Annotated in this window: 14 protein-coding genes; 11 read left to right on the forward strand and 3 right to left on the reverse strand. The window is 74.8% G+C overall.

From position 1 onward, the window contains the following. The first annotated feature begins 130 nt into the window (after positions 1–130). Genes Actkin_RS26790 through Actkin_RS26820 form a run of 7 tightly spaced genes read left to right on the forward strand, consistent with a single transcriptional unit; the run spans position 131 to position 6,799 of the window. Positions 131–1,102 carry a Gfo/Idh/MocA family oxidoreductase gene (locus Actkin_RS26790; RefSeq protein WP_258904698.1) on the forward strand — a complete coding sequence of 324 codons (972 nt, stop codon included), beginning with the start codon at positions 131–133 and terminating at the stop codon, positions 1,100–1,102. Further along, positions 1,099–1,914 (forward strand): sugar phosphate isomerase/epimerase family protein, encoded by an 816-nt coding sequence (locus Actkin_RS26795; protein WP_258904699.1) that lies wholly within the window; start codon positions 1,099–1,101, stop codon positions 1,912–1,914. The genes Actkin_RS26790 and Actkin_RS26795 overlap by 4 nt, the downstream gene beginning before the upstream one ends. Then, positions 1,915–3,123: a M20/M25/M40 family metallo-hydrolase gene (locus Actkin_RS26800; RefSeq protein WP_258904700.1), complete on the forward strand. Its 1,209-nt coding sequence runs from the start codon at positions 1,915–1,917 to the stop codon at positions 3,121–3,123. It abuts the gene before it with no gap. After that, complete coding sequence (locus Actkin_RS26805) at positions 3,120–4,229, forward strand: Ldh family oxidoreductase (RefSeq protein WP_258904701.1); 1,110 nt, start codon at positions 3,120–3,122, stop codon at positions 4,227–4,229. The genes Actkin_RS26800 and Actkin_RS26805 overlap by 4 nt, the downstream gene beginning before the upstream one ends. Then, positions 4,229–5,197 (forward strand): Gfo/Idh/MocA family protein, encoded by a 969-nt coding sequence (locus tag Actkin_RS26810; RefSeq protein WP_258904702.1) that lies wholly within the window; start codon positions 4,229–4,231, stop codon positions 5,195–5,197. The genes Actkin_RS26805 and Actkin_RS26810 overlap by 1 nt, the downstream gene beginning before the upstream one ends. Continuing rightward, positions 5,127–5,513 (forward strand): DUF6917 domain-containing protein, encoded by a 387-nt coding sequence (locus Actkin_RS26815; protein WP_258904703.1) that lies wholly within the window; start codon positions 5,127–5,129, stop codon positions 5,511–5,513. Before Actkin_RS26810 ends, Actkin_RS26815 begins: the two co-directional genes overlap by 71 nt. After that, on the forward strand, positions 5,510–6,799 hold the full coding sequence (locus tag Actkin_RS26820; RefSeq protein WP_258904704.1) for an FAD-dependent oxidoreductase: 1,290 nt from the start codon (positions 5,510–5,512) through the stop codon (positions 6,797–6,799). The genes Actkin_RS26815 and Actkin_RS26820 overlap by 4 nt, the downstream gene beginning before the upstream one ends. A gap of 59 nt (positions 6,800–6,858) precedes the next feature. On the opposite strand, the gene Actkin_RS26825 is transcribed toward Actkin_RS26820, so the two are convergent. Further along, positions 6,859–7,395: an EF-hand domain-containing protein gene (locus Actkin_RS26825; protein ID WP_189209929.1), complete on the reverse strand. Its 537-nt coding sequence runs from the start codon at positions 7,393–7,395 to the stop codon at positions 6,859–6,861. A gap of 352 nt (positions 7,396–7,747) precedes the next feature. On the opposite strand from Actkin_RS26825, the gene Actkin_RS26830 reads away from it, so the two are divergent. Together Actkin_RS26830 and Actkin_RS26835 are read left to right on the forward strand one after the other, a co-directional pair. Beyond that, positions 7,748–7,873 (forward strand): hypothetical protein, encoded by a 126-nt coding sequence (locus tag Actkin_RS26830; protein WP_258904705.1) that lies wholly within the window; start codon positions 7,748–7,750, stop codon positions 7,871–7,873. A gap of 3 nt (positions 7,874–7,876) precedes the next feature. Further along, complete coding sequence (locus Actkin_RS26835) at positions 7,877–9,109, forward strand: nucleotide sugar dehydrogenase (RefSeq protein WP_258904706.1); 1,233 nt, start codon at positions 7,877–7,879, stop codon at positions 9,107–9,109. Here Actkin_RS26835 and Actkin_RS26840 read toward each other — a convergent pair. Continuing rightward, a complete protein-coding gene (locus Actkin_RS26840; RefSeq protein ID WP_258904707.1) occupies positions 9,106–9,807 on the reverse strand; it encodes a MerR family transcriptional regulator in 702 nt (233 codons plus the stop codon). The genes Actkin_RS26835 and Actkin_RS26840 overlap by 4 nt on opposite strands. A gap of 90 nt (positions 9,808–9,897) precedes the next feature. On the opposite strand from Actkin_RS26840, the gene Actkin_RS26845 reads away from it, so the two are divergent. Next, entirely contained in the window at positions 9,898–11,016 is a 1,119-nt protein-coding gene (locus Actkin_RS26845) for an erythromycin esterase family protein (protein ID WP_258904708.1), read from the forward strand. On the opposite strand, the gene Actkin_RS26850 is transcribed toward Actkin_RS26845, so the two are convergent. After that, entirely contained in the window at positions 10,965–11,483 is a 519-nt protein-coding gene (locus Actkin_RS26850; RefSeq protein ID WP_229786715.1) for a methylated-DNA--[protein]-cysteine S-methyltransferase, read from the reverse strand. The genes Actkin_RS26845 and Actkin_RS26850 overlap by 52 nt on opposite strands. 141 nt (positions 11,484–11,624) lie before the next feature. Between Actkin_RS26850 and Actkin_RS26855 the strand changes: the two genes are divergently transcribed. Further along, complete coding sequence (locus tag Actkin_RS26855; RefSeq protein ID WP_189209924.1) at positions 11,625–11,831, forward strand: antitoxin; 207 nt, start codon at positions 11,625–11,627, stop codon at positions 11,829–11,831. Positions 11,832–11,969: the final 138 nt, after the last annotated feature.

Here is an 11,969-nt window from a genome sequence, read left to right on the forward strand (position 1 = left end):
CTGATATGGCTTGCGCGGCAACACATCCAAAGATCACACGGTCGTGTGGCCCGCGTTGACAGCTCCCCTGGTCGGGGCCAGGGTTTGGGGCGTTCTCAATCCGTGGTCGGCGAGGGTGAGGTGGCGCTGCATGCCGGGCACGCTCGTCGTGGGCCTCGGCCACGCGGGCACGCGGCTGCACCTCCCGGTGCTCCGCGCGCTGCGCGGCCGCGAGGATCCCCCGATCGTGGTGTTCGATCCCGTTCGGAGTGTCCAGCCGGGACCGGACGTGGTCGCCGCGCGCGACCTGCCGCACGCCGCCGCGCTCACCGACCCGGCGACCTGCGTCGTGCACCTGTGCACGCCGCCGACCGCGCGGGTGGAGCCGATCACGGCGCTGGCCGGGCTGGGCTTCCGGCGGTTCCTGGTGGAGAAGCCGCTGGCCGCCGACCCGGCCGCGCTGATCGAGCTGCTGGACCTGGTCGACCTGGTCGGCCTCGACGTGGTCCCGATCGCGCAGTGGCGGCACAGCGAGCTGACCCGCAGGCTCATGGGCCTGCGCGCCGAGCTGGGGCGGCCGCTGTCGATCGCGGTGCGCCAGGCCAAGCCGCGGTTCACCCGCACGCTGGCGGGCGACGACCACCCGAGCGCGTTCGACGTCGAGGCCCCGCACTCGGTGGCCCTGGCCCTGCGGCTGGCCGGGCCCGCCGCCGTCACCGGGGCGGGCTGCGCGGACATGCTGCTGGGCTCGGCCGTGTTCCCCGGCCTCGGCGGGGCGTGGCTGAGCCTGGCCCACGAGGGCGGCGCGCGCACGGAGATCACCACCGAGCTGACGGCCCCGGTCCGCGAGCGGCGCGTGACCGTGGAGTTCGAGGGCGGCACGGCCGTCGGGCACTTCGCCGTCAGCGCCGCGGACGAGTTCGCGCAGCTGGAGGTCACCGCGCCGGGCAGGCGCTCGCACTCGGTGTTCCGCGACGACTCGCTGACCGCTTTCGTCGCGCGGGCCTACCGGCACTTCGACGGCGCGCGGATGCTCGGCGAGCTGACCGCGGGCGCGGCCGTCGTCTCGCTCATCGCCGAGGCCAAGCGCCTCGCGGGCGCGCGGGCCGGGGCGGTCCGGTGAGGACGCTGGCCGGGATCGGCGACGAGGCGGGCCCGTCGGCCGCCGAGCAGATCGCCGCGGTGACCGGGCTGGGCTGGACGGCGATCGAGCTGCGGACCGTGGACGGGACCGCGCTGGCCGACCTCGACGACGCGGCGTTCGACGCCGTGGCCGCCGCGGTGGCCGGGCACGGGCTGGACGTGGTGTGCGTGGACTCGCGCATCGGCGACTGGTCATCGGAGATCACCGACGACTTCAGCCGCGACCTCGACGAGCTGCGGGTGCTAGCCCGCCGCTGCGCGCTGCTGGGGACGCGCTACGTGCGGGTCATGTCGTACCCGAACGCCGGGCTGCCCCCGGCCGAGTGGGAGCGGCGGGTGCGGCGGCGGCTGCGCGAGCTGGCGGACCGGGCCGGGCAGGCCGACCTCGTCCTGCTGCACGAGAACTGCGCGGGCTGGGCGGGCGCGGACACCGAGCGCATGCTGACCCTGGTCGGCGACGGCCTCGGCCTGCTGTTCGACACCGGCAACGGCGTCGCGTACGGCTACTCCGGCGTCGACCTGCTGGCCGAGATCGTGGCGCACGTGCGGCACGTGCACGTCAAGGACGGCGTGCCGGGGCCGGTGTGGACGCTGCCCGGCGACGGCGCGGCCGACGTGGCCGGGGCGCTGGCGCTGCTGGCCGCGCACGGCTACACCGGGGCGCTGTCGCTGGAGCCGCACCTGAGCCTGCGCCCGCACGAGCGCGACGGCGTGCCCGGCGACGCCTCGGGCTTCCACGCCGCCGGGATCGCCCTGGAGGCGCTGCTCGCCGCGTGCCCGGCGGGGGCGTGAGTGCTCACCGCCGCCGACCACGCCCTGCTGCTCGACCTGCTCGCCCTGCCGACCGCCGGACCGCTGGAGAGCGACGGCCCGGTGCGGCTGTGGGAGGCGCAGAAGCGCTACGCCGACGCCTCCGGGCTCACCGTCGTGCACCACGCGCCCGCCGACCCGGCGGTGCTGGACCGGCCGGACGTCCCGTCGACCGTGCGCGGCCGGGGCGCGGACTTCCTGGCCTGCCAGCCGAACCTGGTGCTGCGCCTCGGCCCGCCGCTGCCGGTCGCGCGCACGGTGATGTTCAACGTCCACCTGGACACCGTCGCCGGGGTGGAGCCGGTGTCCTTCGACGGCGCGGTGTTCCGGGGCCGGGGCGCGATCGACGCCAAGGGGCCCGCGGTGGCGCTGCTCGCGGGCATCCGGGACGCCGCGGCGCGGCGGCAGGCGGTCGGGGCCGAGGTCGCCGTCGTCGTGCAGGCCGTCTCCGGCGAGGAGGGCGGCGCGATGGGCGTGTTCGGCACCCGGCCGCTGGTGGAGGCCGGGCACGTCGGCGCGCTCAACGTCTTCTGCGAGCCCACGTCCGGCCGCTACCAGCCGCGCGCGACCGCGTCCGCGACCGCCGAGATCCGCGTCGACGGCGACGACGCGATCGACGACTCCCCCGGCGACGGCCACAACGCCACCGTCCTGCTCGGCCACGTCGCCGCGTGGCTCGGCGAGCGGCTCGACGACGTGTGCGTGGCGGGCCTGCACACCGGCACCGCGCACAACCGGGTGTACGGGACGGGCACGCTGCTGGTCAACCTGCCGTACGCGACGGCGGAGGCGGGCGCGGCGCTCACGGCCGCCGTCGAGGCCCACCTGGCCGATGCCCTGGCCGACTTCGCCGCCCGGCACGCCCGCTCCCGGGCGCTGGCCCGCACGGCGGCCGACGCGCGCCGGGTCACCCGGCTGCACTGGCGCAAGCGCGGCCTGCCCACGCTCACCGACGCGGGCCCCGCGGTGGCCGACCTGATGGCCGCGGCGGGCGTCCCGCGCGGCGACGGCGCGTTCACCTGCGACGCCATCTGGCTGTCCGGCTCCCCGACCGCGGTGCTCGGCCCCGGCGACCTCGCCGCCAACCGCGCCCACGCCCCCGGCGAGCACGCCCTGCTCGCCGACCTGGACGCCTTCGCCGCCCAGGTGTCCCGACTGCTGTGCGCGTTCGCCGACCGGAGGACCTGTTGACCGATCTCGACATCGCGCCGGTCCCGACCGGCGTGCGCGTGCCCGTGGGCGCGCTGCTGGACTTCACCGCCGCCGTCTTCCTCGCCCACGGCGTCCCGCCCGCGCGCGCGGTCGCCGCGGCCGAGGCGCTGTGCCACGGCGACATCACCGGGATGACCTCGCACGGCCTGGCCAACCTCACCCGCATCTACCTCCCGCTGCTGGAGTCCGGGCGGGCCGACCCGGCGGGCGAGCCGAAGGTCGCCGCGGACCGCGGCGCCGCCGTGCTGCTCGACGGGGCCCGCTCGCTCGGCCTGTGGCTGGCGGGCGAGGCCATGGACCTGGCGTGCAGGCGCGCGGCGGAGTACGGGATCGGCATGGTGTCGGTGCGCGGCGGCACCCACTTCGGCTGCGCGGGCCACCCGGCGCTGCGGGCGGCGCGGCACGGCATGGTCGGGGTGGTCGCGGCCAACTGCGGCCACCAGCGCATCGCCCGCCCGCCGCACGGGTCCGCGCCGATGCTGGGCACCAACCCGCTGGCCGTGGCCGCGCCCGCGGGCGACCGCCCGCCGTTCCTGCTGGACATGAGCACCACCGCCGCGCCGACCGGCCGCGTTCGCGCCGCGGCCAGGGCGGGCGCGCCGGTCCCGCCGGGCTGGCTGGCCGACGACGCCGGACGCCCGGTCACCGACCCGTCCCGGTTCGACGCTGGCGAGGCCCACCTGAGCTGGCTGGGCGCGCCCGGCCCCGGGCAGTACAAGGGATTCGGCCTCGGCCTGATGGTCGAGGTGCTGGCCGCCCTGGTCCCCGGCGCTGGCCTCGGCCCGGTGGGCGGTCCGGCTGGCGGTCCCGCCGCGGACGACGACATCGGCTATCTGCTGCTCGCCATCGCGCCCGGCGCGCTGCGCGAGCCCGGGGCGTTCCACCGGGACGCCGGCGCGCTGTTCGGCGCCCTGCTGGACTGCCCGCCCGCCGACCCGGCCCGCCCGGTCACCTACCCCGGCTGCCCCGAGGCCGAGCGCGCCGCGGACGCCGAGGCCAACGGCGTCCCCCTGGCCGCGGCGCTGGTCGCCGAGCTGGCCGAGGTCGCCGACCGCGTCGGGCTGGCCATGCCGGAGGTCCGCTGATGCGCGTCGGGATCATCGGCCTCGGCGTGATCTCCCGGTTCTACCTCGCCGCCCTCGGCGACAACGGGCCGCTGCGGCTGGCCGCGGTGTGCGACCGAAGGCGCGCCGCGCTGGCCCCGTTCCGCGGCGAGGTGCGCTGCTACGCCGACCACCGCGACCTCATCGCCGACGGCAGGCTGGACGGTGTCGTGGTGACCGTGCCCAACGACGCGCACGCCGCCGTCTGCCGCGACCTGCTCGACGCGGGCATCCCGGTGTGCGTGGAGAAGCCGCTGGCGATCGACCTGGCCGACGGGCGCGAGCTGGTCGCGCTCGCCCAGGCGCGCGGCACGGTCCTGTTCACCTCCTTCCACCGCCGCTACAACGCCCGCGTCCGGGACCTGCTGCTCGGGCTGCCGCCGCGCTGGGCCATCGACTCGGTGCGCGTGCGCTACCTGGAGCGCATCGAGGAGCACGCGGGCCTCGACCAGTGGTACCTCGACCCGGCGCGGTGCGGCGGCGGCTGCGTCGCCGACAACGGGCCGAACGCCCTCGACCTGGTCCGGATGCTGCTCGGCCCGGTCGAGCTGACCGATGTGGACATCCGCAGGGACGAGCTGGGCGTCGACCGGTGGGCGCGGCTGCTGCTGTCGGCCGAGTGCGGGGCGACCGCGGAGGTCGAGCTGGACTGGTCGCACCCGGGCGAGACCAAGGACATCGAGGTCCGGCTCGCCGACGGCGGGGTGCGGCACGCGGACATGCTGGCCGGGTTCGCCGGGTTCAAGCAGTCGCTGTGGCACGAGTACGCCGGGGTGCTGCGCGCGTTCGCCCTGGCCGTGCACGACGGCGGCCCGGACACCGCGGGCCTGGCCGCCCTGGAGCTGGTGGACGCGGCGTATCGGGCGGAAGGAGCCAGGAGTGATCGAGGACGGCGAGAAGCGGACGGTGTCCGGCACGTTGGTGAAGGTGCTGGTGCACCGCCGGGATGACCGGGGGATGCGGCTGGAGGAGTTCGCCAGCCGCTGCGTGCGGCGGGGCGAGGTGCACGAGCTGGTGACCACCGATCACGGCGTCGCCGACGGGCGCATCGACCGGGTGGGGTTCCTGGGCTTCACCGAGATCGACCGAGGCGGCGTCATCGACCGGGGCGACGCCGTGCACATCGGCGGCACGTACGTGGGCACCGTGCTCGGCTTCGACGCCTGCCACTTCCCCAACCACTACAACATCCTCATCCACCGGGCGTCCCCGGTGACCGGCTCGGACATCGCGCTGAGCCCGGAGTCGCCGGTGCGGTTCGGATGAGGCGGGCCGTGGTGGCCGGGGCGGGCATGGCAGGCCTGCTCGCCGCCCGGGCGCTGCTCGGGCACGCCGACGAGGTCGTCGTCGTCGAGCCGGACGACCTGCCGGACGCACCCGGCACCCGGCCCGGCACCCCGCACGCCGAGCAGTTCCACATCCTGCACGCGCTGGCCCGCGGCTTGCTCGACCACTGGTTCCCGGACCTGGCCGCCGAGCTGGCGGCGCACGGCGTGGTCCCGTTGTCCACAGCGGACGGCCGGATGTGCGTGGACGGCCGCATGCGCCCGGTCATCCCGGATGACGAGCTGCTGCCCGTGCACCGGCCGATGGTGGAGTGGCATGTGCGCCGGGCCGTCCTGCCTCGGGTGAAGCTGGTCCGCGACCGCGTGGTCGGGCTCGCGGGCGACCGCCATCGGGTGTCCGGTGTCGTGCTGGCGGGCGGGCGCTGCGACGCCGACCTGGTGGTGGACGCCAGCGGGCGCGGCACGCGGCAGGGCGAGTGGCTGCGCGGGCTGGGCGTCACCCCGGCGCCGAAGCGGCGCGTGCACCTGGACCTCGGCTACGCGACCGCGCTGTACCACCGCGCGCCCGGCCAGCGCCTCGACGGCCTGCTCGCCGTGCACTCCCTGCGGTCGGCAGCCTGGCCGGACCCGGGCGTGAGCTGCGTGGCGGCCGTGTCGCCGGACCGCTGGCTGTGCACCGTCGCGGGCTACGGCGAGCGCCGCCCGGGCCGCGCGGCCGAGGCGTTCCGGGAGCGGCTCCTGGCCGAGCCCGCGCCCGCGTTCGCCGCGCTGGTGCGCACGTGCGCGCCCGCGACGCCGGTCGCCGTGCACCGCTTCCCGCACAGCGTGCGCCGCGACTTCCACCGTGCGGACGGTCAGCCGGAAGGCCTGGTGTCGGTGGGCGACGCGGTGGCGTCGTTCAACCCCGTGTACGGGCAGGGCGTGCCGTCCGCGGCCATGCACGTCTCGGCGATGAGCGCGTGGCTGACCGAGGGGTCCTCGGTGGAGGCCTACTTCGAGCGGCTGCGCGTGCTGGTCGACGCCGCGTGGCAGACCTCGGTCGTCGCCGACTTCCGGCTCCCGCACGTGCGCGGCGAGCGGCCGCGCGGGCACCGGGTCATGCAGGCGGTCGGCGCGGCGATCGACCGCGCGGCGATGGCCGACCCGGTGGTGGCGCGCCGGTTCCTCGACGTGGTCAACATGCGCGAGCACCCGCGCGAGCTGCTGCGGCCGGACATCCTCGGCCGCGCCCTGCGCAACGAGGCGCGGCTGCGGCTGACCCGCTAGCGCACGGCGAGGGCCCCGGGGGATCGCCCCGGGGCCCTCGCCGCGTCAACCGCGCCGGGTCAGCGACCCAGCAGGTTGATGTCGGACGTGCCCTGGTGGTAGGCCCGGACCGCGTCCACGAGCTCCTCGACGGACAGCGCGCCGCTGCCGTTGGTGTCCAGCTGCGCGAAGGCGTTGTCGGCCTGCATCGCGTCGACGCCGACAGCCTGCATCCAGCGCTTGAACTCCTGCTGGTTGACCTCGCCGTCGCCGTCGGTGTCGCAGATGTCGACGATGGCCTCGATGGTGGGGCGCAGGTTGCGGTCGAAGCCCGCGTCGCCGCCCTCCACCAGCTCCTTCTCCGAGACCTGCAGGAACTGGTCCATGGTGATCTTGCCCTGCGGCCCGACCTTGGCCTTGGTGGCGAGCTTGTCCCACATGCCGAGGTAGGCCGACATCAGCGCCCGGCCCTTGGGGTTGTTCTCCTGCTCGCCGAACGCCTGCAGGATGCGACGGGCCTCGGTCTCGTAGTCGGACTTGTCGATGGTCCCGTCGCCGTTGGAGTCCCACAGCTCGAAACGGCGCTTGAGGCGGCTGTCCTGGACGCTAGCGGTCACAACCATGCTCCTTCGGATTCTGTGGTGATTTCCCTTGTCCCGGGAGCGACCCGCGCATTCGGCGAAAGCTCCGCTGTCCCGACAGTAGTCCGGGATGGTCATTTCGGCAGCCATCGCCGAGCACCCTCTTCGAGTGTATTCAAACGTCCCCGATCGGTTAGTCGCGATCACGCTGCGGAAGCGGCAGCCATATTGCGACCGGCGCATACACGCAGGATGCGTACCGTAGGAGCAGAAACGATCAGTCGCATCGGACTATCGAGTGAAAACGCGTACACGAATTAGCGACTGCCCCGATCGGGCGTTCCGGTAAATAGTGGACGCGCCACCTCGATCGACCAGTGGAGGAATCATGGGATTCGCCCGTGCGGTCCGGATCGGCGCGCTCGCCCCGGCCGTGTCCGCCGCCGCGAGCGAAGGGGCCGTCGTCATCGATGCCGGGGCCGCGCAGGTCGCCGCCAGCCGTCGCAGCGCCTGAGCGATGGGACTCGATCTCGTCGTCTTCGGCCTCGGCTACGTCGGCCTGCCGCTGGCCCGGCGCGCGTGCGCGGCCGGGCTGTCCGTCACCGGCGTTGACGTCTCCCGCGATGTGGTCGCCGGGCTGCGGGCGGGCCGCTCGCACATCGGCGACATCCCCGACCGCGACATCGCGGCCATGCTCGACGTCGGGTTCACCGCCACGGTCAACCCGGCCCCGGTCGGCGCGGCGGACACGGTGGTGATCTGCGTGCCGACGGGCCTGGTCGACGGCGAGCCCGACCTGGGCGCGGTGCTGTCGGCGGCCAGCGCGGTGGCCCGGCACCTGCGGCCGGGGACGCTCGTCGTGCTGGAGTCCACCAGTTACCCGGGCACCACGGAGGAGGTGCTCGCGCCCGTGTTGGAGTCCGGCGGGCTGGTCGCGGGCGCGGACTTCCACCTGGCGTTCTCCCCCGAGCGCATCGATCCCGGCAACGCCGAGTTCTCCTTCGAGAACACGCCCAAGGTCGTCGGCGGGCTGACCCCGGTCTGCGCCAAGCGGTGCGCGGCGTTCTACGAGGACCTGGTCGACACCGTCGTCGTCGCGGCCGGGCTGCGCGAGGCGGAGACGGCCAAGCTGCTGGAGAACAGCTACCGCCTGGTCAACATCGCCCTGGTGGACGAGCTGGCGGTGTTCTGCGCGGGCATGGACGTCGACGTGTGGGACGTGCTGCGGTGCGCGGCCACCAAGCCGTTCGGGTTCCAGCCGTTCACCCCCGGCCCGGGCGTCGGCGGGCACTGCATCCCGGTCGACCCGCAGTACCTGGCCAGCCGGGCGCGCTCGGCCGGGCTGCCTGCGACGCTGATCTCCACGGCGCTGGCGGTGACCGCCGGGATGCCGGGGTACGTCGCGCGCCGGGCGCGGGACCTGCTGGCGCGCGTCGGCCCGGTGCCGGGAGCGCGCGTGGTGCTGGTGGGCGTGACCTACAAGGCGGATGTGGCGGACATGCGCCAGTCGCCCGCGGTCGGCGTGGTGCGGCACCTGCGCGCGATGGGCGTCCAGGTGTCCTATCACGACCCCTATGTGGATGAGTTCACTGTGGATGGTGTGCGTGTGCCGTCCTGGTCCGGTGACGCGGACCTGGCGGTGGTGCTGCAGGACCACCGGCGGGTCGACCTCGGCGCGGTCGTGCGCGCGGCGCGGGTCGTGCTGGACACCCGCGGGGTCGCCGTGGGCGATCACGTCGTGCGGCTCTAGCGGTCGATCACGGCCAGGTAGTGGCCGAGTCGGGCGGACGCGTCGAGCATGGCGACGCCCCGCGCGGTGAGCCTGCGCCGCCAGTCGCGCAGGGCGTCGGCCAGCGCGTCCGCGCCGCCCGCCGTGCGGAGCCGCCGGACCACGTCGGCGATGCGGTCGAGGGGGTAGCCGCCGCGCCTGAGCAGGTGGGCGAGTTCGGCGTCGCGGACGTCCTGGGCCCGGTAGACGCGGTAGCCGGTGGCGGGGTCGCGCTCGGGGGCCAGGATTCCCGCGGCCTCCCAGGCGCGCAGGGTCGCCGGGGTGAGGCGGAGCCTGCGCGCCAGTTCGCCGACGGTCCGGACGGCGGTGTCCGCCGGGCGGTCGGCCGGGGTGTCGGCGCTCGTCAGATGGATCACGGCTTCGTGGACCGCGTTGAGGGTGTCGCTGTCGTGGAGCGCTTGGGCGTGGCCGCGGTGGATGGCCGTCAGGGCGTCGTCGAGGTCGCCGTCGTGGATCGCGGTCATGATCCGGCCCGCCGTCCGGTGCCCGTAGGCCGGGATGAGGGCGAGGTAGGCGCGCAGGGCGGCGGCGTGCGCCTCGGTGTAGACGCGGTAACCGCTGGGGGTGCGGTCGGCGGGCGGGATGAACCCGTCGCGCTCGTAGTTGCGGACGGCCTGGGTCGAGATGCCGTGCTCGCGGGCGAGGTCCGTGGGTCGCATGGTTATCACCGGTTTGAGACTTTAGGCCCTTGGCCGGAGGTCAAAGCGGCTCAGGTTTCCACCGAGTCTTCAAAGATACGGTTAAGACCTATGAGTCAGGACATCATGGACGTCATCACCGCCGCGGACGAGCTGGTGGCGCTCGGCGAGCCGACGCACGCCGAGCCCGCGTTCGGGCTGATCCGCAACGAGCTGGTCGGCAGGCTGGCCGAGCACGGCTTCCGGTCGGTCGCCCTCGAGGTCGACCGGGTCGCGGCGCTCATCGTGAACGACTACGTCCAGGACGGCGTGGGCACGCTCGACGCGGTGCTGCGCGAGGGCTTCTCCCACGGCTGGGGCGAGTTCGACGCCAACCGGCGACTGGTCGCCTGGATGCGCGAGTACAACCGGGGCCGCCCGCCGGAGGGGCGGCTGGCCTTCCACGGCTTCGACACGCCGATGGAGACCATGAGCGCGCCCAGCCCGCGGTCCTATCTGGAGCACGCCCGCGACTACCTGGGGCTGGACACCGACATCGCGGCCCTCACCGGCGACGACGAGCGGTGGAGCCGGACGGAGGCGGTCATGGACCCGGAGGCCTCGCCCGGGGCCACCGCCGAGGCCGACCGGCTGCGCGTGCTGGCCGACGACATGCTCACCACGCTCCACGCGCGCGCACCCGAGCTGATCGCCGCGTCCTCGCGCGAGACGTGGTCCCGGGCCAGGACGCGCCTGACGGCGGGTCTCGACCTGTTGCGCTACCACGCGCAGGCGGCGCGGCGCGTCGAGCCCGCGGCGCGGCTGGCGGGCCTGACCGCGACCCGGGACGCGCTCATGGCCCGCAACCTCGTCGAGATCCGCGCCGCCGAGGCCCGCCGGGGCGGCACGCTCGTCTTCACCCACAACCTCCACCTGCGGCGCACGGTCAGCACCATGGCGATGGGCGGCACGGAGGTCAGCTGGTACTCCGCCGGGGCGATCCTGGAGGCCCTGGGCGAGCGGTGCACGGTCATCATGGGCAGCATCGGGCGCAGCGCGGCGCTGGGACTGGGCGAACCCGACCCCGACACCTTCGAGGGCCGGTTGAGCGGCCAGGTCACCGGATGGGGTCTGGTCCGGCCCGGCCCCGGGCGACCGAGGACCGACACCGCCAGCCAGCGGGGCTACTTCCCGCTCGATCAGGCGACGCTGGACGGCGCCGCCGCCGTGCTGCACATCGCAGGCGCGTAGCGGGTCTCGAAGTCCAGCAGGAAGCGCTTGCGCTCGACGCCGCCGCCGTAGCCGGTGAGGTCGCCGGTCGAGCCGACAACGCGGTGGCAGGGCACGATCACGCTGACCGGGTTGCGGCCGTTGGCCGCGCCGACCGCGCGCGAGGCCGTCGGGCGGGAGACGCGCAGGGCGAGTTCGCCGTAGGTGATCGTCTCGCCGTAGGGGATCTCGCACAGGGCGCGCCAGACCTCCTGCTGGAACGGCGTTCCGTGCAGGTTCAGCGGGACGTCGAAGTCGGTCAGCTCGCCAGCGAAGTAGGCGTCGAGCTGGGCCTTGACCTCCGGCAGGATGGTGTCGTCGCGGCCGCCGAACGTGCTGTCGGCCGGGCGGTGGCGCTGGTCGGTCATGTAGAGGCCGGAGAGGGTGCCGTCGGTGGCGACCAGGGTGAGCGGGCCGACCGGGCTGTCGATGACGGTGTGCGCACGCACTGTGGTTCCTCGCTTTCGGGTACCCGTCCAGGATGGCCTGCCGCCGGACGGGCGCGCTGGCGGGAATCGGTCATAGCGGTTCACCGGGAACCGATCGGGGTACCTGGGTCGTTGACAGGGTGAGCCGAGGAAAGGACCGCCATGCCGCTGTTGAAGCGACTCACCGCCCTCGCGGGCGCCGCGGCCGCCGCGAGCAAGTACGCGCGCAAACATCCGGACAAGGTGGACCGCTGGGCCGCCAAGGCAGGCCAGTTCGTCGACCGGCGCACCCACGGCAAGTACCACGACCGCATCGGCTCGCTGGTCCGCCGGGTCCAGGACTCCGCCCACGGCCGCCGCGCCCACTGACCCACCCCGCCCTCCCCCCAGACCGGATGCCCCGGCCGGACCCGCCCCTTGTCCGGCCGGGGCATCGCCACGCCCGGCCCCGACCACCGCAGGCCTTCGCTCCCATCAGTCGCTCGCCCTAGCGTCACCGCAGCGCGC

The sequence above is a fragment of the Actinokineospora sp. UTMC 2448 genome (assembly GCF_024760565.1).
GTDB lineage: Bacteria > Actinomycetota > Actinomycetes > Mycobacteriales > Pseudonocardiaceae > Actinokineospora > Actinokineospora fastidiosa.